The 24,281-nt window shown below is 66.1% G+C and carries 16 protein-coding genes and 1 tRNA gene; 12 read left to right on the top strand and 5 right to left on the bottom strand.

Annotation, left to right across the window (positions count from 1 at the left end; genetic code table 11):
- Positions 1-2 precede the first annotated feature (2 nt).
- On the bottom strand, positions 3-1,370 hold the full coding sequence (locus AC3WJM_RS12660; RefSeq protein ID WP_307052913.1) for an MFS transporter: 1,368 nt from the start codon (positions 1,368-1,370) through the stop codon (positions 3-5).
- A 250-nt stretch (positions 1,371-1,620) separates the two neighbouring features.
- Here AC3WJM_RS12660 and AC3WJM_RS12655 point away from each other — a divergent pair, with 250 nt between their 5' ends.
- Positions 1,621-2,364, top strand: a complete 744-nt coding sequence (locus tag AC3WJM_RS12655; RefSeq protein WP_307052912.1) for a FadR/GntR family transcriptional regulator — start codon at positions 1,621-1,623, stop codon at positions 2,362-2,364.
- 39 nt (positions 2,365-2,403) lie between these two features.
- Here AC3WJM_RS12655 and AC3WJM_RS12650 read toward each other — a convergent pair.
- Positions 2,404-2,474: transfer RNA gene (locus AC3WJM_RS12650), tRNA-Cys, on the bottom strand.
- A gap of 212 nt (positions 2,475-2,686) precedes the next feature.
- On the opposite strand from AC3WJM_RS12650, the gene AC3WJM_RS12645 reads away from it, so the two are divergent.
- Together AC3WJM_RS12645 and AC3WJM_RS12640 are read left to right on the top strand one after the other, a co-directional pair.
- Positions 2,687-4,420, top strand: a complete 1,734-nt coding sequence (locus AC3WJM_RS12645) for a D-apionate lactonase family protein (RefSeq protein WP_492272019.1) — start codon at positions 2,687-2,689, stop codon at positions 4,418-4,420.
- An 18-nt stretch (positions 4,421-4,438) separates the two neighbouring features.
- The gene (locus AC3WJM_RS12640) at positions 4,439-5,194 is read left to right on the top strand and encodes an SDR family NAD(P)-dependent oxidoreductase (RefSeq protein ID WP_307052910.1); all 756 of its coding nucleotides are present in this window, start codon (positions 4,439-4,441) and stop codon (positions 5,192-5,194) included.
- An 85-nt stretch (positions 5,195-5,279) separates the two neighbouring features.
- On the opposite strand, the gene AC3WJM_RS12635 is transcribed toward AC3WJM_RS12640, so the two are convergent.
- Positions 5,280-5,915: a TetR/AcrR family transcriptional regulator gene (locus tag AC3WJM_RS12635; RefSeq protein WP_306960756.1), complete on the bottom strand. Its 636-nt coding sequence runs from the start codon at positions 5,913-5,915 to the stop codon at positions 5,280-5,282.
- A 185-nt stretch (positions 5,916-6,100) separates the two neighbouring features.
- Here AC3WJM_RS12635 and AC3WJM_RS12630 point away from each other — a divergent pair, with 185 nt between their 5' ends.
- The 9 genes from AC3WJM_RS12630 to AC3WJM_RS12590 all read left to right on the top strand — a co-directional run bounded on the left by AC3WJM_RS12630 (position 6,101) and on the right by AC3WJM_RS12590 (position 21,669).
- Entirely contained in the window at positions 6,101-7,624 is a 1,524-nt protein-coding gene (locus AC3WJM_RS12630) for an ABC transporter substrate-binding protein (protein WP_059388462.1), read from the top strand.
- A gap of 87 nt (positions 7,625-7,711) precedes the next feature.
- Positions 7,712-8,653 (top strand): ABC transporter permease, encoded by a 942-nt coding sequence (locus AC3WJM_RS12625; protein WP_059388463.1) that lies wholly within the window; start codon positions 7,712-7,714, stop codon positions 8,651-8,653.
- Positions 8,650-10,512 (top strand): dipeptide/oligopeptide/nickel ABC transporter permease/ATP-binding protein, encoded by a 1,863-nt coding sequence (locus AC3WJM_RS12620; protein WP_492272018.1) that lies wholly within the window; start codon positions 8,650-8,652, stop codon positions 10,510-10,512. The genes AC3WJM_RS12625 and AC3WJM_RS12620 overlap by 4 nt, the downstream gene beginning before the upstream one ends.
- Positions 10,509-11,369: an ATP-binding cassette domain-containing protein gene (locus AC3WJM_RS12615; RefSeq protein WP_284991948.1), complete on the top strand. Its 861-nt coding sequence runs from the start codon at positions 10,509-10,511 to the stop codon at positions 11,367-11,369. The genes AC3WJM_RS12620 and AC3WJM_RS12615 overlap by 4 nt, the downstream gene beginning before the upstream one ends.
- Positions 11,370-11,422: 53 nt before the next feature.
- Positions 11,423-12,853 (top strand): GH1 family beta-glucosidase, encoded by a 1,431-nt coding sequence (locus AC3WJM_RS12610; protein WP_492272017.1) that lies wholly within the window; start codon positions 11,423-11,425, stop codon positions 12,851-12,853.
- Positions 12,850-15,366, top strand: coding sequence for a beta-glucosidase family protein (locus AC3WJM_RS12605; RefSeq protein ID WP_492272016.1), 2,517 nt, complete (start codon positions 12,850-12,852; stop codon positions 15,364-15,366). Before AC3WJM_RS12610 ends, AC3WJM_RS12605 begins: the two co-directional genes overlap by 4 nt.
- On the top strand, positions 15,363-16,892 hold the full coding sequence (locus AC3WJM_RS12600; protein WP_306960760.1) for a glycoside hydrolase family 43 protein: 1,530 nt from the start codon (positions 15,363-15,365) through the stop codon (positions 16,890-16,892). Before AC3WJM_RS12605 ends, AC3WJM_RS12600 begins: the two co-directional genes overlap by 4 nt.
- Positions 16,893-16,936: 44 nt before the next feature.
- Positions 16,937-19,867, top strand: coding sequence for a family 78 glycoside hydrolase catalytic domain (locus tag AC3WJM_RS12595; protein WP_492272015.1), 2,931 nt, complete (start codon positions 16,937-16,939; stop codon positions 19,865-19,867).
- 29 nt (positions 19,868-19,896) lie between these two features.
- Positions 19,897-21,669: a DUF5605 domain-containing protein gene (locus AC3WJM_RS12590; RefSeq protein ID WP_492272014.1), complete on the top strand. Its 1,773-nt coding sequence runs from the start codon at positions 19,897-19,899 to the stop codon at positions 21,667-21,669.
- A 6-nt stretch (positions 21,670-21,675) separates the two neighbouring features.
- Here the strand turns inward: AC3WJM_RS12590 and hutG are convergent, their stop codons facing one another.
- Positions 21,676-22,656, bottom strand: a complete 981-nt coding sequence (gene hutG, locus AC3WJM_RS12585) for a formimidoylglutamase (protein WP_492272013.1) — start codon at positions 22,654-22,656, stop codon at positions 21,676-21,678.
- A 74-nt stretch (positions 22,657-22,730) separates the two neighbouring features.
- Positions 22,731-24,173, bottom strand: coding sequence for an NCS2 family permease (locus AC3WJM_RS12580; RefSeq protein ID WP_059388467.1), 1,443 nt, complete (start codon positions 24,171-24,173; stop codon positions 22,731-22,733).
- Positions 24,174-24,281 lie beyond the last annotated feature (108 nt).

The raw sequence follows: 24,281 nt of genomic DNA, 5'->3' as shown, positions 1-24,281 counted from the left end.
GGTTAGGGCTCTGCGTGGTGGCCGGCGACTGCAGGGTCAAGAGTCTCGATAGGGACGCCCTTGATGGCTTTTCCCCGGCGGCTGAGGACGACCATGAGGATCGAGGAAAGGAGCATGAAGCCACCCACCACGAACATGGGCACCACGTAGCTTCCCGTCCAATCCTTGAGCCAACCCGTGATGTAGCCGGCGCTGAAGCCTGCGAGGTTGCCGACGGTGTTGATCAGCGCGATTCCGGCTGCGGCCGCCGCCCCGGTGAGGAACTGCGTGGGCACCGTCCAGAAGTTCGGCAGGGCCGCGAAGATGGACACGGCGGTGATGGTGATGACGGCGATCGTCGCGGCCGGGGACCCTGCGAACAGCGCCAACGGAATGCTGACGGCGCCGGTCAGTGCGGGAAGCGCGATGTGCCACGTCTTGACGCCGCGCTTGGTGGCGTCCCTGGACCAGAAGTACAGGGCGACGGCGGCAGGCAAGTACGGGATGGCTGTGATGAGGCCTTGCTGGAAGACGTCGAATTTCGTGCCGAACTGGGACTCGAAGCCCTTGATGATGGTCGGCAGGAAGAACCCGAGGGCGTAGAGGCCGTAAATGAAGCCGAAGTAGATCAGGGAAAGCATCCAAACGCGGCCGTTGCCGAACACGGTGCGGACGCTGACGTGCTTGTTGCTGGCAGAAGTCGCCGCCTTTTCCTTTTCGAGCGCACCGGTCAGCCAGGTCTTTTCCTCCGACGTCAGCCACTTGGCCTTGGCGGGGGAGTCTGCCAGGTAGAACCAGGAGATGACGCCGATGGCGATCGCCGGGATGGCGACGCCGAAGAACATGAACCGCCAGCCCTCAAGGCCGAAGAACACGCCGTGCTGCTGGATCAACGCGCCGGCCAGTGGAGCGCCGATCACCGTGGTCAACGGCTGTGCCAAGTAGAAGAGGGCGAGGATCTTGCTTCGGTGTTTTGCGGGGACCCAGAGGCTCAGGAAGAGGATGGCGCCGGGGAAGAATCCGGCTTCCGCCACACCCAGAATGAAGCGCAGGACGTAGAGCTGGTCCACGTTGCCCACCCAGGTGAACACGAGGGACACAATGCCCCAGCTGACCATGATTCGGGCCAGCCAGCGGCGCGCGCCGAACTTGTGCAAAGCAAGGTTGCTGGGAACCTCCAGCAGGATGTAGCCGATGAAGAAAACTCCGGACGCGAAACCGAACTGCGCTGCGGAGAGCGCCAGGTCCTTGTTCATGCCGTTCGGGCCGGCGAACGAGATGGCCGTCCGGTCCAGGTAATTGATGAAGAACATCAAGGCGACGAACGGCACCAGCCGGATCGCGACTTTCTTGATGGCCGATCTTTCGACCACCGATTGTGTGGTGTCCACATTGACTCCTAGAGGTTGCCGGAGCGCGTTGTCCTTCTGTGGACCAGGCGGCTCGGGTTTTCTTAGTGCCGATCCGTGGACTTCGATGCCTCAGGACCGAGCTAAGCGTGTGATAAAAACCATAAACCCCAGAGAGTAAATTGGTCAACCGGTTGACTGATCGTAATTTTCGCGCGCCGGATTCACGTGACCCCCGCACCTACGAATTCGGTGCGGGAGAAATTGGTCATCCGGTTGCTACGCTGTGAAGATGTCAGCGAATTCCGCCGCCGCAGCGGCCCATATGACGGCAGCGCTTGCTCCGATGGAGCACGGCTCCGTCGTCTCCGAGGTCGCCGAGAGGTTGCTCGCGTACTTCACCAGCGGCGACATAGCGGCGGGAACCCGGCTCCCGGCCGAGCGCCAATTGGCGGCTTCGCTCGGCGTCGGGCGTTCGGCGGTTCGCGAGGCGTTGGCCGCGTTGGAAATCCTCGGCATCGTCATCGTCCGGCCGGGGTCCGGAACCTATTTGCGCGACGGCGTCTCCGAACTTCTGCCCCGCACCCTCAGTTGGGGACTCATGCTCGGCGAGCCGCGCACACGCGAACTCGTGGAGCTGCGCAGTGGATTGGAGGTCCAAGCGGTTCAGTTGGCCGCGGCCCGCATTACCGACGAGGCCCTGGAGCGCATGCGAGCCAACCTTGATTCGATGGAGGCCGGGCTGGATAACCTCGCGGTTTTCGTCGAGGCCGACGCCGCGTTCCATAAGGAAATCGCGTCCGCTTCCGGGAACCAGGTCCTCCAGGAACTCCTGCAGAGCATTAGGTCGCTCTTGCGAATCTGGGTGGACCGGGCACTGACCGATGAAGGCCATGCCGCCGCCGCGCTCGCCGAGCATCGCGCGATCTTCAAGGCGCTCGAGTCCCGGGACGCCGACTTGGTGACAGAGGCCATGGTCTCGCACATGGGCACAGCGTCCCGCCGCCTGCTGGCGGGCTACGACGCCGCCCAATAGCTCGGCCCCTGGGCGTTTCGCCCCAGGACAACACACGAGACGTGGTGGCGGGATTCGAACCCGCGTGCGCTGCTTTGCAGGCAGCTCCCTGGCCTCTCGGGTACACCACGTGCATCGAGGTTAGGCAGGCCGCGGCGCGCGAACCAATAATGGTTTCGAAGCCTTTCGCCGGGTTGCGTGGCGTTGCTCCAAGTGACCTACCGCGACGCGAACCGCAGCGCGTGAGTTCTCAAATATTGGTCAACCGGTTGACTCATCGCATGGCGCGCATCACAATTGATTCCAATTACGCCTACTTCCGTCCTCGCTGCAAAGGCCCGCTGTGCTCAACGACGAAAACCACGCCAGGCTATTCGCCCCATCGGAAACGGTGGAAGCAGCAGCTTGGCGAGCCGAGCTTCGCAACGATGAACTCTCGGACATCACGTTCAACGGCATGCCAGTACTGCGGGCCATTCGCGCAGTGGTCCGCGACCACGACTGGCGCACCCTCGTGCCCACGGTCAGCAGGGTCGCGCAACACTCCCGCGACGGCGGTGTCACCCTCCTGCTCGACATCGACTTCGCCGGTTTCGGCTCCAGCTACACCGGCGAGCTCGCCATCCACTTCACGAAGAACAGCGTCAAAGTGACGTTCGACGGCGTCGCTCCCGCTGCCTTCCGCAGCAACCGGATCGGACTCGTGGTGCTGCACCGCCCCGACGACGCCGGCCGCGCGGTGACCATCGGCAGTCCCGGTGGCGCCAGCACGCCGTCGTTCTTCCCCGTGGACATCAGTCCGCACCAGCCCTTCATGGACCTTTCTTCCATGGAGTGGGAGCGCGACGGAACCCGGTTCAGGCTCGACTTCCACGGCGACGTCTTCGAGACCGAAGACCAACGGAACTGGACAGACGCTTCCTTCAAGACGTACAGCACGCCGCTGTCCAAGCCGTTTCCGGTGGAAGTTTCCGCCGGCGATCGCGTCCACCAGTCGGTGCTCCTGACGGTGACTCCCGGGTCCGCGACGGCGGTTCCGCGGCCGGCCTCGAAAGGCGTCTTCACGGTGCTCGACGGCGGCACGGCCCGGGTGCCGGCGCTTTCGCTTTCGGCCACCTCGGCCACAGCACCCAGAACCCGTTCCGAGCCCATCCCCGGCCTGGACGCCCTGCTTCTGGAGCTGGCACCCGGACCGGACAATGAGCGCACGGTCCGTGGGGCCGCGGATGAGGCAACGGACCTGAACGTTCCGCTGGATGTGCGGCTCTCCGTCGATTCGCCGCAGCGCATCGGGGAACTCCTCGAGCTCCTGCCCTTGGACAAGGTGCTGCGGCTCGCGGTGTTCGACGCTTCCAGCCACGTCACGGAGCCGGAGCTCTGGGCTGAACTCAGGGATGAGGCTCGGCGGCGCGAATTTAGCGGTGCACTGCTTGCCGGAGCGCGGTCGCACTTCACCGAGCTGAACCGCAGCGCGGATCGCCTCCCCCCGGACGCCGACGCCGTGTCCTTCAGCATCACGCCGCAAATGCACGCCACCGAAGTGCCACACGTCGTGGAGACCCTGCCGATGCAGCGTCTTGTCGCGCTCAATGCCCTCCGGATCGGCCCGGGGCGGCCGCTGCACCTCGGCCCGGTGACCCTGAAGGCGCGGTTCAACGCCGTCGCCACAGAGGGTGACGATGCGGCAGCCGAAGCCATGGCCACGGACCCCCTGCAGCCCGAGGGTTTCACGGCCGCTTGGCTGCTGGGCAGCATCGCAGCGCTCAGCGTTCCCGGCGTCGAATCCGTCAGCTATTTCGAGGCAACGGGACCGCGCGGGATTCGCGGACCCGGCGGCCTCACGCCCGCCGGCGAGCTGCTGGTCGCCCTCGCCGCCGTGCGCGGGTGCGAGGTCCTTGAGGTAGCCGGCGAGGTGCCCGGCGTCGTGCTGTATCCCGTGCGCGACGGCGGCCGGACGGTTTTGTTTGCCGCCAACCTCACTGCCCAAGCGCTGAGCGTCGTCGTCCGGCTCCCGGGTAGCCACACCACCAATCTTGAATTTGAGCCGTGGACTGCGGTTGTCCGCCGCGTCGACTGAACTGAAAGAGGAACAACAATGAGCAAACGGCTGGACGGCAAGACCGCCCTTGTCACGGGAGCAGGCTCCGGCATCGGACTGGCCGTGGCCCAGCGTTTCGTCGCCGAAGGCGCCCGCGTGTACTTCGCCGACATCAACCTGGAAGCCGCCGAGAAGGCTGCCGCTGTCACGGGATCAGCCCTCGCACAGGCTTTGCGCATGGATATCTCGGACGAAGCCAGCGTCATTGCGGCCTACGCTGCCGTGGCGCAAGACGGACCGCTCGACGTCGTCGTGGCCAATGCCGGGGTGCAGTTGTTCGGGCAGGACGCCCGTGTCGGGGACCTGGACTTGGCGGTTTGGGAAAAAACCGTCGCCATCAACCAGCGCGGGGCCTTCCTCACACTCAAGCACGCAGTCCGGGCCATGGAAGGCCGTGGCGGATCGATCATTTGTACCGGCAGTCCCACCGCGGTGGTGGCCTGCGGGCAGACCTTCACCGCGTATACGAGTTCCAAGGCCGGGGTGCATGGCTTGGCCAGGGTAGCGGCGGCTGACTATGCCGCGTCTGGAATCCGGGTCAACACCGTAGTGCCCGGTTACACCGAGACCCCGCTCGTGCAGACCATCGCGGACGATCCCGTGAGCCGTGCCGGCCTGGTCAACTCCACGATGCTCGGCCGGCCCGGAGCCGCGGCCGACGTCGAGGGCATCATGGTGTTCCTCGCCAGCGACGATTCCGCGTACGCCACCGGCGGGCTGTTTACCGTGGACGGTGGCCTGACGGCGCTGTGACGCCTGAGCCCCCGGCCCACCCAACTGACTAGCAGTAGATGTCGTTTTGAGGGCTCATAACGACACTTACTGCGAGTTAGTTGGGCTAGAAGCTCTCGGTCGTGACGGCGTTGAGGTACGCCGCGACTTCGGAGGGCATGTCCACGGAATCGTTGTCGAGAAGCCACTGGACCTGCAAGCCGTCCATGAGCGCGGTCAGCTGGCGTGCCGCTGCGGCAGGCGCGACGCCGGGCCGTAACGTGCCTTCGTCCGCCATGTGCGAGAAAGCATCGCTCAGCAAGCCGCGTACCCGCTCGTACCGTTCAAGAAAGTACTCGTGGGCCGGGTGCTCGGGGTCAGTGGCTTCCGCGGACAGTACGCAGTACAGCGCCACGAGGCCTGGGATGGTGGTGTTGTGCCGGGTCAGATCCACCATGGCGTGCAGCAAGTCCGCACCCTTGGCATCCAAGGCCCCGGTGTAGATCGCGGACTCGTCGTCGCGGAAGGTCAAGACTGCCTCAAGCAAGGCTTCCTTGCTGGGAAAGTGGTGCAGGAGCCCTGCTTGGGTCAGGCCCACTTTGTCCGCCACGTCCTTCAGCGAGCCCGAGCGGTATCCCGAGGATGAAAAGACGTCGAAGGCGGCCTTCAGGATTTCCTGCCTCCGGGCCTCCGTCTTGGCATAAGTCCCGCGGCGCCCTCGGCGCACCGTTTCGGGCTGGATGCCGCCCGCCGTCTCTTTCATGGATCAACCCTAACAACGTCGATTTTCAATAAGTCCATCAATTGGTCAACCACTGTGCGCGTCGTCACATTTCATAACGATTCAAAAAGTTCGGCTAAAACCTAGTGGTCACTAGGTTTTTGATGTTACGGTCTTTCCCAATGGCCGTCCATGGTGGACGCCACTGATCGTGAAAGGGACCAAAGATGTTCCGATCCAAGCGAATGGCCGCAGTCATTGCGGCTGTTGCCCTGGGGCTCACTGCTTGTGGTGGTGGCGGAGCCGCCGCCCCCCAGGACCAGTCCTCCCAAACCCTGACCCTGGGCGCGCTGTTGGCGCCCAAGACCTTCGCTGCAAACCAGTCCGAGTTCGCCAACCTGTCGCCGTTCTACCAAGCCGTGTACGACACTTTGATCCGGATGAAGCCGGATGGCTCGCTCGTGCCGATGCTGGCCAAAGACTGGAAGTACAACGCGGACAAGACCGTCCTGACGCTCACCCTGCGTGACGACGTCAAGTTCACCGATGGCACCCCCTTCAATGCCGACGCCGCGAAGCAGAACCTTGAGCGCTTCAAGGCAGGAACGTCTCCGGATGCACAGTTCATGGCGGCACTGAAGACTGCCAAAGCCGTGGACGCAACCACGCTGGAACTGACCCTGTCCGCCCCGGACCCGGCGTTCCTGAACTACCTGTCCAAGGACGCGTCCTTCATGCAGAGCCCGGCGTCCTTCGGCAACGCCGACATCGCCACCAAACCCGTCGGCTCCGGTCCGTATGTGCTGGATACCGCCGCCACCGTGACCGGCACGTCCTACAGCTACCACCGCAACCCGAATTACTGGGACAAGAGTTTGGTGCACTACGACAACCTTGTCCTCAACGTCTACGGTGACCAGACCTCCCTGCTGAACGCCATCAAGTCCGGACAGCTCAACGCCGCCAACACCGCCGACAACAACACGCTCACGGAGATCCAGGCTGCCGGGTACAAGGTCAACCCACTCCAGCTGAACTGGGCAGGGCTCATCCTGTTTGACCGGGCCGGAACCACCAACCCCGCGCTCAAGGACGTCCGCGTCCGGCAGGCACTCAACTACGCCTTCGACACCAAGGCGATGCTGCAGTCAATCGGCCAGGGCTATGGCGAGCTGACCACCCAGGTGTTCCCGCCGTCGTCGGCTGCCTATGACAAGTCCCTGGACTCCCGCTACGCCTACAACCCTGCCAAGGCCAAGGAACTGCTTGCCCAGGCCGGATACGCCAGCGGGCTGACCCTGAAGCTGCCGTCCTCGGCGCTCATGGGCAACACTCTCCCTGCGCTCATCACGCAGCAGCTCAAGGACGTCGGCATCACGGCGGAGTTCACGGACACGGGCAACAACTTCATCGCCGACCTCCTGGCACCGAAGTATGGCGTGAGTTACATGATCCTGGAGCAGCAGTCCGACTGGCAGCTGATCAACATGAAGATCGCTCCCGGTGCCCCGTGGAACCCGTACAAGTACGAGGACCCGAAGGTGGACGAGCTGATCAACAAGATCCACGTCGGTTCTACGGATGAGCAGACGGCCGCCGCGAAGGAACTGAACAAATACATCGTGGAGCAGGCATGGTTCGCTCCGTGGTACCGCCCGCAGTCCAGCTTCGTCACCGACGCCAAGACCAAGGTCGAGGTCCAGACGGGTAACGCCTACCCGTTCATCTGGTCCTTCTCTCCCGCCTCCTAGCGGACAGCCGCCGGGACCGGACCACGTGCTGACCCAAGCCGTGGTCCGGGCCCGGCGGCCCCAGGAACCTTCCCTTAAGGAACTTTGATGTACCGTTTCGTGCTGCGCCGCCTGCTTTCGGGCGTCCTCCTGCTGTTCGTCATTACAACGGTCGCCTACTTGCTGCTGTACGCGGGTGGCGGCGACATCGCCCGCCGCATCGTGGGCCCCACAGCCAGCCAGGCCCAGGTGACCCTGAAGGCTTCCCAGCTGGGCCTGAACCGCCCGCTCGTGGTCCAGTACTGGGATTGGCTCACCCACGCCGTCACCGGCGACCTTGGACGCTCGTGGTTCAACGGCCAGCTGGTCAGCACCGGCGTCACCAGCCGGGTATCGGTGACCCTCTCCCTGGTGTTGGGCGCCACCATCATCGCGGCCGTGATCTCCGTGGTCATCGCTGTCCTGGCCGCAGTGCGCCGGGGCTGGGTGGACCGCGTGGTCCAGTTCGTGGGCGTCCTGGGATTCGCGATTCCCGGCTTCCTCATCGCTTTGGGACTCGTGTCCCTGTTCGCTTTGAACCTCAAGTGGTTCAAGGCCACCGGCTATGTACCGATTACGACGTCGTTCGGCGGTTGGGCAGCCACGGTCACCTTGCCGATCATCGCCCTTTCGATCGGCTGCATCGCCTCGGTGGTCCAGCAGGTCCGGGGATCCCTGATCGATGCCCTCCGCCAAGACTATGTCCGCACGCTCCGGGCCCGCGGCCTCTCCTTCAACCGGGTGGTGTACAGGCATGTACTGCGCAACGCCGGCGGTCCTGCCCTGGCAGTCCTCGCGGTCCAGTTCATCGGCCTGCTCGGCGGTGCCGTGATCGTTGAACAGATTTTCGCGCTGCCCGGCCTCGGGCAGATCGCCGTTGCCGCCACCAGCCAGGGGGACATCCCGGTGGTGATGGGCGTCGTCGTCGCCACCGCCGCCATCGTGGTGATCGTGAACCTCATCATCGACCTCGCCCAAGGCTGGCTCAACCCGAAAGTTCGGCTGTCATGATCGACACTTCCATCGCACTGCCCACCCAGGCAGCCAAAGTCTCCTTGTTCCGCAAGCTCCTCACGAACCCCACCGGCGCCGTATCCATGCTGGTCCTCGCGATCGTGGCTTTGGCCGCGGTGCTGGCACCTGTGCTCGCAACGCACGACCCAGGGCTGGCCAGCCTGCAGGCGGTCCTGGCCAAGTCCGGCCCTGACCACGTGCTGGGTGCGGACAGTGCCGGCCGTGACGTCTTCAGTCGTCTGCTCTTCGCTGGACAGTTCAGCTTGGCCGGGGCGCTGTTGGCGCTGGTTGTCGCCGTCGCGATCGGCGTCACGGGCGGCCTGGTGGCCGGGTACTACGGCGGCTGGTTCGATTCGGTATCCTCATGGCTCACCGGCCTGCTCATGGCAATGCCCGGCATCGTCATTCTGCTGGCCGCGCGGGCCGTCGTGGGGCCATCGATGTGGTTGTCCATGATGATCTTCGGCGTCCTGCTTTCCCCGGCCTACTTCCGCTTGGTGTACGCCTGCGTGACGGCGGTGCGCAACGAACTGTACGTCGACGCGGCACGGGTCTCCGGGCTCAGTGATTTCCGGATCATCGGCCGCCACATCCTCACCGTGGTGCGCGCGCCCGTCATCATCCAGTCCGCCATGGTCCTTGGCATCGCCATCGCCATCCAGGCCGGCTTGGAATTCCTTGGCCTGGGCGACCTCAACATCCCCACGTGGGGGAGCATGCTCAACGACGGCTTCATCAACCTCTACAAGGCACCCACCCTTGTCCTGTGGCCAAGCCTCGTCCTCGGCGTCGTCTGCATCGCGCTGACCCTGCTGGCCAATGCGATGCGCGACGAACTCGAGCGCAGCCGCGGGCCGGTAAAGCGCCGCCGGAAAGGGACCGCCGTCGTCGATTCCGCAGAAGCTGCCGCCAAGCGCGGCGAGCCTGCCGTGGTGCATCCTGAAACACCCGCCGGTGCACGCACTGCTAACGCCGGTGAAGTCATCCTGGAGGTCACCGACCTGGGCGTCGGCTACGACCAGCCCGATGGTTCCACCACCCACGTGGTGAACCATGTGGGCCTCACGGTCCGCCGGGGCGAGGTTCACGGGCTGGTGGGCGAGTCCGGCTCGGGCAAGACCCAGACCGCCTTCTCTATCCTCCGGCTCCTGCCGCAGGGCGGACGCGTCACCGGCGGCTCCATCATCTTCGACGGCACGGACCTGGCCCGCCTCTCGGAAAAGGAAATGACGAAGGTCCGCGGCCAGCGTATCGCCTATATCCCGCAGGAACCCATGAGCAACCTGGACGCCGCCTTCACGATCGGCAGCCAGCTCATGGAGCCCATGCGGGTATGCCTCGGCATCTCCAAGGCGGAAGCCCGGAAGCGTGCACTGGCCCTGCTGGCCAAAGTGGGGATTCCCCACCCCGAACGGACCTTCAACGCCTATCCGCATGAAATCTCCGGAGGCATGGCGCAGCGGGTGCTGATCGCCGGCGCGGTCTCCTGTGAGCCGGACTTGCTTATCGCGGACGAGCCCACCACTGCATTGGACGTCACGGTGCAGGCCGAAGTGCTTGACCTGCTGCGCGAACTCCAGGACGAGCTGAAAATGGGCGTCATCCTGGTGACCCACAACTTCGGTGTCGTCGCCGATCTGTGCGACCGCGTGACCGTGATGCAGACAGGCCGTGTCGTGGAAACCGGGCCCGTCCGGACCATCTTCAAGGACGCCCGCCACCCGTACACCCGGCAACTGTTGGAAGCGATCCTCGAGGATGCGGCACCGCGCGGCCCGCTGGGCGCCGCTGGTCCCCGCACAAACGGTGCAAGCACCGACGGATCCCTCACCAGCCTGACAGGAGTGAAGCCATGACCGAAACACTGCTCGACGTCCGGGACGTCGTCGTCGAATATCCCCTCAAGGGCTTCCGGAAGGAACCGTTCAAGGCCCTCAAGGGCGTTTCCCTCGACATCCGCCCCGGGGAGACGGTGGGCCTGGTGGGGGAGTCGGGATCCGGCAAGACCACGCTGGGCCGCGCCGTGCTGGGGCTCGCCCCGGTCACCGGGGGAAGCATCAAGTACCGCGGCCAGGAAATCTCCCAAGCCACGCGCGCCCAGCGCAAGGAGCTCAGCCACGAGATCCAGGTGGTGTTCCAGGATCCGTACACCTCGCTCAACCCGTCCATGACCATCGAGCAGATCCTCACCGAGCCGCTCACGGTCCGGAAAGTGGAACGCCAGGCCGCCAACAAGCGGGTCGCCGAGCTGCTGGACCAGGTCCGGTTGCCGCACGGCGCCGCCCACCGGCTGCCGCGCGAGTTCTCCGGCGGGCAGCGCCAACGCATCGCCATCGCCCGGGCCCTGGCACTGGATCCGAAGCTGATTGTGTGCGACGAACCCGTCTCGGCCCTGGACCTCTCCACCCAAGCCACGGTGCTGGACCTTTTCATCGAGATCCAGGAACGCACCGGCGTCGCCTACCTCTTTGTCTCCCACGACCTCGCGGTGGTCCGCCACCTCAGCCACCGCGTCGCCGTGATGTATCACGGCGAAATCGTCGAATGGGGCGACGGCGGGCAAGTTACCGGAGAACCGGAGCATCCCTACACCCAGAGGCTCTTCATGGCCGCCCCGGTCCCCGATCCGGACCGGCAAGCCCAGCGCCGCGCCGACCGCCTGCGCTTGCTGGACATCCAGCACCAGCAGAACGTCCAGGCCGGCGTGGCCTGACCCGCTGCCAGCCCCACCTTCAGAACAAACACAGACCCACGAAAGGCGAGCCCATGACTCAGCCGCCACTGTCCGCGAGCCCGGCACTCTCCCCGGCCGCAACGTTTCCTGCCGACTTCGCCTGGGGCGTGGCCACCGCCGCGTACCAAATCGAAGGTGCCGTCAACGAGGGCGGACGCGGCCAGAGCATCTGGGACACGTTCTCCCACCAGCCGGGCACCACCATCCACGGTGACAACGGGGACATCGCCTGCGACCATTTCCACCGCTGGGAACAGGACCTTGACCTCATGGCAGAACTGGGCATCCCCTCTTACCGGCTGTCCTTGTCCTGGTCCCGGCTGCAGCCCACCGGCGTCGGCCCGCTCAACCCCGAAGGCGTGCGCTTCTACCGTGACCTGCTGGCAGGCTGCGCAGCCCGCGGCATCACCCCGTACGTGACGCTCTACCACTGGGACCTCCCGCAAACACTGCAGGACGACGGCGGTTGGCCGGCCCGGCGTACTGCCCACCGTTTCGGGGAGTACGCAGGGCTCGTGGCCGAGGCGTTGGGTGACCTTGCCGAGTACTGGATCACCATCAACGAGCCGATGTGCGCGGCCTTCCTTGGCCACTCCTGGGGAATGCAGGCCCCAGGCATCAAGGACGACCGCCTCGCCGTGCGCGCAGCCCATCATTTGCTCCTGGCCCATGGCTTGGCGCTGGCCGAATTCCGTGCCCGCCGCCCTGAGGCCAAGGTGGGCATCACCAATATTATCGGCAACCTCAACCCGGCGAGCAATTCCGAAGCCGATCGCAAGGCCACGGAATACTGGGACGCCGTCAGCAACCGGATCTTCCTGGACCCCGTCTACCGGGGCAGCTACGCCGAGTCCACCATCGCGGCCTACGGCCAGTACGGGCTGACCGCCACCGGCGAGGATGCCTCGGCCGAAGACCTCGTCCAGCCCGGGGACCTGGCCATCATCTCGGCACCCGGGGACTTTGCCGGAATCAACCACTACACCAACATGCTGGTTTCCGCGGACGAAGCAGCCCCGGGAGGGGCAAGCTGGACGCACGTGCTGCCGGCACCGTCGTCGTTCGGTTGGTCCAATACGCCCGTGGCACTCAAAGCGGTACTCAAGCGGGTCGCCGCCGAATACACCTCCCTTCCTCTGTACGTCACGGAAAACGGCGCCACGTTCCACGACTACGTGGATCCGAACGGCGAGGTCCGCGACCCCGAACGCATCGACTACCTGCGCGGCTACATTTCCGCGGTAGGCGAGGCGATCGCCGACGGCGTGGACGTCCGCGGCTACTTCGCGTGGTCGTTCATGGACAACTTCGAATGGGCCGAAGGCTACGACAAGCGCTTCGGGCTGGTCTACGTGGACTACGGCACCCAGGCCCGCATCCCCAAGTGGAGCGCGTACTGGTACCGGGACATCATTGCCGCCCAGCGCTCAGTAGCCGCAGTCACCACGGGTGCCACCGCATGAGCATCGACACTTCATCCCCCAAGACAGACAAGAAAGCCACCATGGAACTCCTCACCGACCAGACCATCGACCAACGCCTCGAGTCCCTGCTGGCCCGGCTGAGCCTGGAGGAGAAGGTGCGGTTGCTGACGGGCCGGGATTTCTGGACCACGTGGCCTGTGGAGAAGATCGGGCTGCGGCGGATGTTGTTCTCGGACGGGCCGACCGGTGTGCGTGGCGAGGTGTGGGATGAGCGGCAGCCGTCGATGAATTTCCCGTCCGCGACGGCGATCAGCTCGTCCTGGGATCCTGCGATGGCGGACCGTTTGGGGGCTGCCTCGGCGGTCGAGGCCCGCCGGAAGGGCGTCGACGTGGTGCTGGGCCCGACGATCAACCTGCACCGTTCCCCGCTGGGCGGCCGGCATTTCGAGGCGTTCAGCGAGGACCCGGTCCTGACCGCTGAGCTCGCGGCGGCGTATGTGGCCGGGGTGCAGCGCAACGGCGTCGGTGCGACCCCCAAGCATTACGTGGCCAATGATGCGGAGACGGACCGGTTCACCGTGGATGTGAAGGTGGCGGAGCGGCCCTTGCGGGAGCTGTACCTGCTGGCGTTCGAGAAGGCCATTGTGGACTCGAAGGCGTGGCTGGTGATGAGCGCGTACAACTCGGTCAACGGTGCCACGGCCACGGAGAACGAGCTGCTGGAAGCCCCGCTGAACACGGAGTGGGGTTTCGACGGCGTGGTGATCAGCGACTGGACCGCGGTGCGCAGCGTGGACAGCGCGAAGCACTCCCAGGACCTCGTGATGCCGGGTCCGGAGGGTCCGTGGGGTTCGGCGCTGGTGCTGGCGGTGAAGTGCGGCACGGTTCCGGAGGCCGCGGTTGACCGGAAGGTGTTGCGGATCCTGCAGCTCGCCGCCCGGGTGGGCGCCCTGGAGGGTTTCGAACCCGTGGCAGCGGAGCCGGCGGAGCGGGAGGACCCGGTCGCGTTCGCCCGGGAGGCGTCCGTGGCCGGGACCGTGATGGTGAAGAACGACGGCGTGCTGCCGCTGGCTCCCGCCTCCGTGACCGGCGTCGCGGTGATCGGGCACAATGCCCGCCATGCCAGGACCCAGGGCGGCGGGTCCGCGACCGTGGTCCCGGAAAGGATCGTCACCCCGCTGGACGGGATCCGTGCGGCGTTCAGGCCGGAGAACGTCAGCTACACCGTGGGCGCGGTGGTGCAGGAAGGCATCGCCGAACTGCCCCTGGAACAGCTCAGGAACCCTGTCACGGGCGAACCGGGGCTGCGGGTGCGCTTCTTTGCCTCCACGGGCAAGGAGCTGTTCGCGGAGGACCGCCGCTCCACCGCGCTGGTTTGGTTCGGCGGGGATGCCCCGATCGCGGAGTCTTCCATGGTCCAGTTCCATACCCACTACACGCCCGAGGAGACCGGCACCATCCGGCTGGGCTTTTCCACCGTGGGGCACGGGCGGATCTTCGTGGACGGGGTCCTGGCGCATGAGGCGTCCATCGAGGCCACGGGGACGGACCTGGGTGCGGCGTTCCTGGCCCCGCCCTCCGCTTCCGTCCCGGTCGAGGCCACGGCGGGTGTTCCGCTGGAAGTGACGGTGGAACTGGACCTCGCCGGGCGCATCGGCGCCCTGGGCAATGCCCTGGCTGTGACCATCGGGCTCGAAGCGGACAACACCGACCCCGAGGCACTCATCAACGACGCCGTCGCCGCGGCCCGGGCGGCCGAGGTCGCCGTCGTCGTGGTCGGCACGAACTCGCGCGTCGAATCCGAAGGCTACGACCGCACCACCCTGGAGCTTCCGGGCCTGCAGGACCGCCTGGTCCGCGCCGTCGCCGCGGCCAACCCGCGCACCGTGGTGGTGGTGAACTCCGGGTCCCCGGTGCTGCTGCCCTGGCGGGACGAGGTGGCCGCGATCCTCATCGGGTACTTCGGCGGGCAGGAATTCGGCACCGCCCTCGCCGACGTCCTCACCGGCGCGGCCGAGCCCGGCGGCCGGCTCCCGACCACCTGGCCCGCGACCCAGGAGGACGTGCCGGTCCTGAACACCACCCCGGACGCGAACGGGGAACTGGCCTACACCGAGGGGATCCACATCGGCTACCGGGCCTGGCTGAAGGCAGGAGCCGCTCCGGCCTACGAATTCGGGCACGGACTCGGCTACACCCGTTGGACCCTCGACACAGCCGAAGCCCCCGCAGCGGCGGTGCCCGGCGCCGTCGTGCCCCTCACGGTGGCCCTCACCAACACCGGCACCCGCCCCGGCAAGCAAGTGGTGCAGGTCTACGCCGAACAGCCCGGCTCCGCCGTGGACCGTCCCGTGCGCTGGCTCGTCGCCTCCGCCCCCGTATGGGCCGAACCCGGCGAAACACGCACCGCGGTGATCAATGTGCCCACCCGGCTGCTGGCCTACTGGGACAACGGCTGGACCTACGAACCCGGTGACTACCGCCTGCGCATCGGCACCTCAGTCACCGAACTGCCGCTCGAAACCGTTCTCACACTTGGAGGCGCTGCATGAACTTCCCCAACCCACTGATTCCCGGCTTCAACCCCGATCCCAGCATCGTCAAGGTCGGCGAGGACTACTACCTCGCGACATCCACGTTCGAATACCTCCCCGGCATTCCGGTCTACCACAGCACCGACCTGGTCAACTGGGACCGGATCGGCCACGTGGTGGACCGGGAAGGGCAGCTCGATTCAAGGGACGTGCCCACCCTTGGCGGCGCGTGGGCACCCACCATCCGTTTCCACGACGGCCTCTTCTACGTCGCTGTCACCGACGCCATGGCACGCGGGACCCTGGTGTTCACGGCAGAGGACCCTGCCGGGCCATGGAGCGACGGACTCGCCATTGAGGGCGCCATCGGCATCGACCAGGACCTTGCCTGGGACGAGGACGGCACCGCCTACATGACGTACTCGGGACTCGACACCGTCACCGGGAACATCGGCGAGCACGGCGGCATCCTCCAAGTCCGCGTGGATCTGGAAACCGGCAAGGCCCTTGAGGTGCCCCGTAGCGTGTGGTCCGGGACCGGACTGATGTTCCCGGAAGCGCCCCACCTTTACCGGCATGGCGACTACTGGTACCTCATGATCGCCGAAGGCGGGACCGAGCGCGGACACAGCGTCAGCATTGCCCGCGGAACCTCGCCGGCCGGTCCTTTCGAGGGCAACCCGGCCAACCCCATCTTGAGTGCCCGCAGCACCGAGCGTCCCATCCAGAACACCGGCCACGGCGACCTCGTGCAGACGCCCGACGGCGGCTGGGCCATGGTGCTCTTGGGCATGCGACCCAAGGGCATGACCCGGGCCTTCTCCGCCCTGGGCCGGGAAACCTTCATCACCCCGGTCACGTGGGAGGACGGCTGGCCCGTCGTCGAACCCGTCATCCTCAACCCCCGCCCGGGCGGCGGCGAGTTCGAGGACAACTTTGCGGAAACCGAGCTCGACGGCGGCTGGATCGCCGTGCGGCGATTCCCCGGCACGTTCGCCTCCACCGAGAAGAACCCCGGGCGCCTCACCCTGGTCAGCGACGGCGCCAGCCTGGACGATCCACGGCCTTCCTTCCTGGGCCGCCGCCAGCGGTACCAGGTGGAGACCATCTCCGCGCTGGTGGGCACCGGATCGTCCGAAGACCTGGACCCGCTTGACGGGGGAAGGAATGCCGGCGGCCTCGCCGTCCGCTACGACGAGGCACACCACTATTCGATCGAACTGAGCGGAACCACCCTGACGGCGCGGGCCCGGATCTCCTCGATCGAACAAAGCTGGACGCGACAGGTTCCCGCCGGGCCACTGGAACTTCGCATCGCAACCCGACAGCCGGATTCGGGCGCGGGATTCGGGCACCTGAGCTCGGACACCATCGCCCTCCAGGCAGTCGTCGACGGCGAACTGCTCACCTTGGCCGAACTGGACGGCCGCTACCTCTCGGCGGAAACCGCAGCCTCCTTCACGGGACGCGTTTCCGGCGTCTTCGCGAGCCTCGGCACGGTCACGTTCGACTGGTTCCGTAGCGAAGGCCGCGAACCACAGTAGGAACTCCGGCGCCTATCCACCCACCGCTTCCGAAAGGCCCCTCCGTGACATCAACATCCCTGGCACCGCAGCCAGCAGGTCTCCGCCAGGCTTCTGTCAGCCGGTTCAGCGCTGAGTACCGGACCGATACCGCCTTCGTGGCCAATCCGCGGCCGCGGCTCAGCTGGGTCGTCGCCACGGAGAGCACCGATTGGCAGCAGACCCGTGCCGAACTGCGGCTGACCCGTGCGGGGGCTGTCGAGTCGGCAGTGCACGAAGGCCCTGACTCGGTGCTGGTGGAGTGGCCTTTTGAGGCCATCGACGCCGGGGAGCAGGTGGCAGTCGAGGTGCGCGTCTCGGGGAACGACGGCGGCACCACGGCTTGGAGCGCACCCTTGGCTTTGGCGGGTGGCTACCTTGAAGGGCCGTGGCAGGCCGAAGCGATCGGCCTGCCCGTCCTTTCCCGGGCGGAGATTCCGCTCGGGCAGCCCGGCCAATTGCGGCACGAATTCACGGTGGGCCCGGGCTTGGCCAAAGCCACCCTCTTCGCCACCGCGCACGGTGTCTACCAGGCCGAAATCAACGGCTCGGAAGTGGATGACCAGGTTCTGAAACCGGGCTGGACGGCTTACGCCGACCGACTCAACCACGAAACCACCGACGTCACCGCGCTCCTCAAACAGGGGGCCAACGCCATTGGTGTGTGGCTCGCGGGAGGCTGGTACACCGAAAAATACGGCTTCCACGGCTTTGCCACACCGTTCTACGGCGAGCAGCCGGCCGTCAAAGTGGAACTGCATCTCGAATACGCCGACGGCACGCGGCAAACCGTGGCCAGCGGCCCGGAGTGGCGGGGCACCACGGCGGGCCCACTCGTTTCCAGCGGCATCTACGCGGGGGAATCTTTCGATGCGCGGCGTATCGAGGCCGGCTGGTCATTGCCGGATTTCGACGATTCGCGCTGGCTTCCGGCTTGCTTGGACTCCCGAGCTGCGGATTCAAGGACGGCGGGCTCCAAGCCGTGGGCGGAGGCAACTCCCGCCGTGGCGCCTCCGGTCCGTCGGATCGAAGAACTGCCTGTCAGGGAAGTCCTGACCACGCCATCCGGCGCCACCGTCCTGGACTTCGGCCAGAATCTGGTGGGCCGCCTCCGGATCCGGGTAAGCGGCGACGCGGGACGCCGGATCACACTCCGCCATGCTGAGGTCCTGGAGGATGGTGAACTGTCCCTCCGTCCGCTTCGCCTGGCTGCCGCTACGGACAGCTACACGCTCGCCGGCGGCGGGGAGGATTCCGGGGAGGAGGAATGGGAGCCTCGCTTCACGTTCCACGGGTTCCGCTATGCACAAGTAGACAACTGGCCAGGCGAGCTGGACCCGGCGGCGATCACCGCCGTCGTCATCCACAACGACATGCGCCGCACCGGATGGTTCGAGTGCTCGGACCCGATGTTGAACCGCCTGCACGAGAACGCCCTGTGGGGAATGCGCGGCAACTTCCTGGCGCTGCCCACCGACTGCCCGCAGCGGGACGAGCGCCTTGGCTGGACCGGAGACATCCAGGTCTTCAGCCCGACGGCCAGCTACCTCTACGACTCCTTGGGGTTCCTCAGCTCCTGGCTGCAGGATCTCGCCATCGAACAGAGCCACCGTAATGGCGTGGTGCCCATTGTCGTCCCGGCGGTGCTCGGCATGCTGGAATCGCCCGTGGCCGCCTGGGGTGACGCCGCCACGGTGGTTCCGTGGGTGCTCTATGAACGCTTCGGCGACCTCGGACTGCTGGGCCGGCAGTACCGAAGCATGTGCGATTGGGCTGATGCGTTGCTCCGCGTCCGGGACAGCTCCGGGTTGTGGCAGGGCCAAATGCAGCTGGGCGACTGGCTGGACCCGGCAGCACCGCCGGACAAGCCCGGCGCCGCCCGCACCCACGGCGACATCGTGGCCAGCGCCTACCTTTTCCGTTCCCTCGACCTCACGGCCAAGGCCGGGGCCGTGCTGGGCGCCGACGACGACCACGGCAAATACTCGGCCCTCGCCGAAGACGTGCGCAGCGCGTTCCTCTCCGAATACGTCACTCCCTCCGGCCGCATGGTTTCGGATGCGCAAACGGCCTACTCGCTGGCTCTCATGTTCGGGATCAGCACGGATCCCGTCCAACGCCAGGCACTTGGTGACCGGCTCGCCGAACTCGTTCGGCTGGGCGGCTACAGGATCGCCACCGGTTTCGTCGGCACGCCCCTCATCGCGGACGCCCTGACGGTCACCGGGCACATGGAGGCTGCCGAGCGCTTGCTCACCCAGACCGAATGCCCCTCCTGGCTTTACCCGGTCACGCAGGGCGCCACCACCATCTGGGAACGCTGGGACTCCATCCTGGAGGACGGCACGGTCAACCCCGGCGAAATGACCTCCTTCAACCACTACGCGCTCGGCGCCATTGCCGACTGGATGCACCGGACCGTTGCCGGCCTGGCTCCTGCTGCGCCGGGTCACCGGAAACAGCACATCGCTCCGCGTCCGCTCCGCAGCCTGCAGCATGCCGGCACCTCACACGAGACGCCGTACGGCCTGGCCAGCGTGGCCTGGAAGCGTTCCGGCGAGCGGATCCTCGTGGAAGCCGTCGTGCCTCCGGGGACCACCGCCGTCGTTTCCTTGCCGGACGGATCCGAGGAGTTCGAAGTGGGATCCGGCCGGTACGCCTGGGACGTGCCCGACGCCGCTCCTGCCGCGGCGCACGGTGCGGTGTCCTTGGACTCGCCGCTGTCCGCCATCATGGACGATCCCGAGGCATATGCGGCAGTCTGGCAGGCCATCGACGCGCACGATCCCGCCGCGGCCGCCCAATTCCGCAAGGACACCGTGTGGTACCGCCAGACCTCCCTGAACCAGGGGCTGATCTTCACTCCAGCGCCCATCAAGGAAGACATCGGCTCCGCATTGTCTGCACTGAGCGGCACACGCGCTGCTGTCCCGTCCCTTGCTCCACGAGAACACTGACCTGAGAACACTGAACCGAGAAGGCAAAGATGACCACTTTCACCGCTGAAAGCCCCCTGTACTTCGTGATGCGGCACGCGAAAGGCAACCGCATCCTGAGCGAACGCGTCCCCACGCTTGTGAACAGCCCGGCGCTGCACACGCTCTACTTCCACGAGGTGGGCACCATCCTGGGAACCGAGGGCGCTCTGCAGGGGAAGCCCGGGGAAACCGCGGAAATCCTGCGCCTCCTCGGCGAGTTGGAACCCGAGGATCTTGTTACCCAGCGGGCCGCTGAGGCGGCGGCCGATCTTCCCGCGCCGGCGGGGGACTATGAGCCGGGCTCGGTGGTGCGCGGCAGCGCAGCGGCGGAGTACCCGACGACGGCGGCCGCCCTTGAGCGCTTCGAGCTCACCCTCGCCGGGCCCTCGCACGGCAACCCATTCACCGACGTCGAACTCCGGGCCGTGTTCACCGCGCCGTCCGGTGACACGCTCAGTGTGCCCGGTTTCTACGACGGCGACGGGAGCTACAAGGTCCGGCTCCTGGTTCCGGGCCCGGGGGAGTGGACGTTCACCACCACCAGCAACGCGCGCTCGCTGGACGGCGTTACCGGCGCGTTCACGGCCCGCGAGCCGGTTGCCGGGGCGAAGGGCGTGGTCCGGGTGGCCGAAACCTTCCACTTCGCCTATGAGAACGGCAGCCCGTACCTGCCCATCGGCACTACCTCCTACGCCTGGACCCATCAGGGCGATGCGCTGGAGAAGCAGACCCTGGACACATTGGCGGCCGGTCCGTTCAACAAGATGCGCATGTGCGTTTTCCCGAAGTCCTACCTGTTCAACGAGAACGAGCCGGAGTTCTACCCCTTTGAAGGATCCCTCGCTGCCGGATTCGACTATGACCGGCCCAACCCGGAGTTCTACCGGCACCTGGAACGCAGGATCGGGCAGCTGGACGAACTGGGGATCGAGGCGGACCTGATCCTGTTCCACGCCTACGACCGCTGGGGCTTCTCCACCATGAGTCCGGGCCAGGATGACCGCTACCTGAAGTACGTCGTGGCCCGGTTGGCTTCGCACCGGAACATCTGGTGGTCCCTGGCCAACGAGTACGATCTCCTGTTCCGCAAGACCACCGAGGACTGGGAGCGCTTCGCGGGCATTGTCCAGGCCAATGACCCGAGCGGGCACCTGCTGTCCATCCACAATTGCCATGCGTTCTACGACTACTCCCGGCCGTGGGTTACGCACAGCAGCATCCAGCGCCAGGACGTCCACAAGACGGCCGAATTCACCGGGGAATGGCGGGAGCGCTGGGGCAAACCGGTGGTCATCGACGAGTGCGCGTACGAGGGCAATATCGACCAGGGCTGGGGAAACATCACCGGCGAGGAAATGACCCGGCGGTTCTGGGAAGGGGCCGTCCGGGGCGGCTACGTGGGCCACGGCGAAACCTACATGCATTCCCAGGACATCCTCTGGTGGGCCAAGGGCGGCGAATTCCATGGCAGCAGCCCGGAGCGGATCGCCTTCCTGCGCCGCATCCTCGAGGAAACCCCGGGCGGATTCCTCGAGCCGCTGCCCAGCGCCTGGGACGTCCCCACCGCCGGCATCCGGCACGAGTACGAAATCAGCTATTTCGGTTTCAACCAGCCCACGTACCGGAACTTCGTCATGCCCGCCGGCCGCCGCTACGAGGTGGACATCATCGACACCTGGAACATGAGCATCGACACCCGGCCGGACGCAGTGGAAGGGCGCTTCCGCGTGGAGCTCCCCGGCCGCCAGTTCATTGCCGTCAGGCTCCGCGCCGTCGGCTAACCCCGCCTACCCCAGCAGCGTGTTCACCAAGCGCGCGGCCACCTTGGCGGTCCGCGAGTCGATATCGAACTCGGGGTTGAGCTCGGCGACGTCCAGGTGCAGGAGTTTTCCGCTCGTGGCAACTTGCTTGCACACCGCGCTGATGACGGGCAGCGGCACGCCATACGCCGCGGGGGCGCTCACCCCGGGAGCCACCGACGCCGGCAGCACGTCCAGGTCGATCGTCAGGTACAGCACGTCCACGCTGTCCAGGAACCGCGCCACGAAATCGTGCGCGGCCTCCGCGGAGCACTCCTCGTCCAGCAGGTACTTCACGCCCAGCAGGTCCGCCGTGTTGAAGAGGGTGCGCGTGTTGTTGGGCTCGGAGATTCCGACGACGGCGTAGTTCAATTCGCGGCCCTCGGCGGCTTCCGCCCGGGCCATCTGCAGGAACGGCGTGCCTGAGCTCGGCACCGGTTCGTCCCTCAGGTCGAAATGCGCGTCCAGGTTTAGGACTCCGAGGCGCTTGCCGACCCTCACGGCCTCCGAGCCAGCCACACCCAGGTAGCTGGCGAAAGCAGTTTCGTGCCCGCCGCCGAGCAGCACCGTGAGCTTGCCGCCGTCGAGCAGTTCCGAAATCACGCGGCCCGCGCGCGCTTGGCCTGCCTCCAGGGAGCCAGCCTCCACCGAGCCGTCCTCCACAACCACGTCGCCGGCGTCGAACACGTCCCGGTCCAGATGGAAAGCCAGCGGACCCAGGGCCTGCCGGATGGCCGCCGGAGCGGCCGCCGCGCCCATACGGCCCTTGTTGCGCCGCACGCCCTCGTCACTGCGGAAGCCCACGACGACGGCGGGCCGGGAGCCCGCGTCCCGCGCGCCGGGGGCGGCTGCATCGGGAGTGTGGGGCGCCACGGCCTGCCACCAGCGGCGGTGCTCATCGCCATCGCCGTCGAAGCGGCCGGTCCACGGCGTGGGGCGGACATCGGCAACAGCGCGGGAAATCTCCATGGTTAAAGCTCAACGCATGCCGATACCGAAAAACATCGCTTGGGGGCGGAGGGTGTCCGGTATTCCGGAAAGGCCTATTTGACCCCCAGGATTTCCTCGACGGGACCGATCCCGAAGAACAACAGGAACGCAGCGGCCACGGCCCACATGAGCGGATGGACTTCGCGGGCCCTGCCCTGGAACGTGCGGATGAGTGCGAAGGAGATGAACCCGGCGCCCAGGCCGTTCGCGATCGAGTAGGTGAACGGCATGAGGGCCATGGTCAGGAACGCGGGAATGCCGACTCCCCAGTCCTGCCAGTGGATCTTGCCCACCTGGGACACCATCATGAAGCCCACCACCACCAGGGCGGGGGCGACGGCCTCGAACGGGACCAGGTTGATGAGCGGGGTGAAGAACATGGCCACGAGGAACAGCAGGCCGGTCACGATCGACGCCAAGCCGGTGCGGGCACCCTCGCCGATGCCGGCGCCGGATTCCACGAAAATCTGGTTGGAGGACACGGACGAGCCGCCGCCGATGATCGCGCCGAGGGCGTCCACCTGCAGGACACGGTCAACGTTGGGGATGTTTCCGTGCTTGTCGATGTTTCCTGCTTCCCTCGCCAAGCCCACCATGGTGCCCATGGCGTCGAAGAAGATACTGAGCAGGATCACGAACGCCAGCAGGGTGGCAGCGATGATGCCAAGGTGCTGGAACGCCCCGAAGGGGTTCGCCTTGCCAATGAGGGACAGGTCCGGAGCGGCCCACTCGGTGAACTTGGGCGCCACCAGGGACCAGCCGCGGGGATTGTAGGTTTTGCCGTCGAAACTCGGGCCGATGTGCAGGGTGAATTCCAGGATGGCGGCAAGGGCGGTGGAGACGATGATGCCGATCAGGATGGCGCCACGCACCTTGCGGACCACCAAGGCGATGGTCAGGACGAGTCCGACGACGAACACCAGGGTCGGCCAGCCCAGCAGCTTCCCGTCGACGCCCAGGCCGAGCGGGACCGTGGTGCCGGCGGCGTCCGGGATGCGGCGCACGAAGCCGGCATTGACGAGGCCGATCAGCGCGATGAAGAGGCCGATGCCCACCACGATCGCGGTCTTCAGGGCCTCAGGGACGGCTTTGAAGACCGCGGTGCGGAAACCCGTGAGCACCAGGATCAGCATGGTGAGGCCCGAGAGCATTACCAGGCCCATCATGTCCGGCCATGTCAGGCCGGGGTGTGAGGCAATGGTGACTGCCACGAAGGCGTTGACGCCCAGCCCGGTAGCGATGGCGAAGGGGTGCTTGGCCCAGGCTCCCATGAGGATCGTCAGGATGCCGGCGACGAAGGCGGTGGTGGCGGCGACGGCGGCGAAGCCAAGTGAAGCGCCACTGGAGTCCGCCCCGGAAAGGATCAAGGGGTTGAGGACCACGATGTAGCTCATGGCAAAGAAGGTCGCGAAGCCGCCTCGGATTTCTCGCGAATAGTTGGATCCGCGTTCCGAAATCTTGAAATAGCGGTCGATGGCTGAGCCCTGCTTGAGCATGGAAGTCTCCGGGGATCGGGGAAGTGTGCTCTCAAATCCTATGCCCGCGGCTTCGGCACTCCCGCGAATTCGCCTAGTCTGTAAGGAATCCAACACCAAGGGAGTTAT

The organism is Arthrobacter sp. FW306-1B-G06A (assembly GCF_058781765.1).
The sequence above is the reverse complement of the archived record's forward strand: the minus strand, read 5'-3'. Positions and strand labels throughout refer to the sequence as shown.

Bases quoted from the DNA above. Each gene is read 5' to 3' on its own strand.
- AC3WJM_RS12635 (WP_306960756.1), bottom strand. From the start codon at position 5,915: ATGAAAGAGACGGCGGGCGGCATCCAGCCCGAAACGGTGCGCCGAGGG.
- AC3WJM_RS12640 (WP_307052910.1), top strand. From the start codon at position 4,439: ATGAGCAAACGGCTGGACGGCAAGACCGCCCTTGTCACGGGAGCAGGC.
- AC3WJM_RS12625 (WP_059388463.1), top strand. From the start codon at position 7,712: ATGTACCGTTTCGTGCTGCGCCGCCTGCTTTCGGGCGTCCTCCTGCTG.
- AC3WJM_RS12630 (WP_059388462.1), top strand. From the start codon at position 6,101: ATGTTCCGATCCAAGCGAATGGCCGCAGTCATTGCGGCTGTTGCCCTG.
- AC3WJM_RS12605 (WP_492272016.1), top strand. From the start codon at position 12,850: ATGAGCATCGACACTTCATCCCCCAAGACAGACAAGAAAGCCACCATG.
- AC3WJM_RS12600 (WP_306960760.1), top strand. From the start codon at position 15,363: ATGAACTTCCCCAACCCACTGATTCCCGGCTTCAACCCCGATCCCAGC.
- AC3WJM_RS12610 (WP_492272017.1), top strand. From the start codon at position 11,423: ATGACTCAGCCGCCACTGTCCGCGAGCCCGGCACTCTCCCCGGCCGCA.
- AC3WJM_RS12590 (WP_492272014.1), top strand. From the start codon at position 19,897: ATGACCACTTTCACCGCTGAAAGCCCCCTGTACTTCGTGATGCGGCAC.
- AC3WJM_RS12620 (WP_492272018.1), top strand. From the start codon at position 8,650: ATGATCGACACTTCCATCGCACTGCCCACCCAGGCAGCCAAAGTCTCC.
- AC3WJM_RS12655 (WP_307052912.1), top strand. From the start codon at position 1,621: ATGTCAGCGAATTCCGCCGCCGCAGCGGCCCATATGACGGCAGCGCTT.
- AC3WJM_RS12580 (WP_059388467.1), bottom strand. From the start codon at position 24,173: ATGCTCAAGCAGGGCTCAGCCATCGACCGCTATTTCAAGATTTCGGAA.
- AC3WJM_RS12615 (WP_284991948.1), top strand. From the start codon at position 10,509: ATGACCGAAACACTGCTCGACGTCCGGGACGTCGTCGTCGAATATCCC.
- hutG (WP_492272013.1), bottom strand. From the start codon at position 22,656: ATGGAGATTTCCCGCGCTGTTGCCGATGTCCGCCCCACGCCGTGGACC.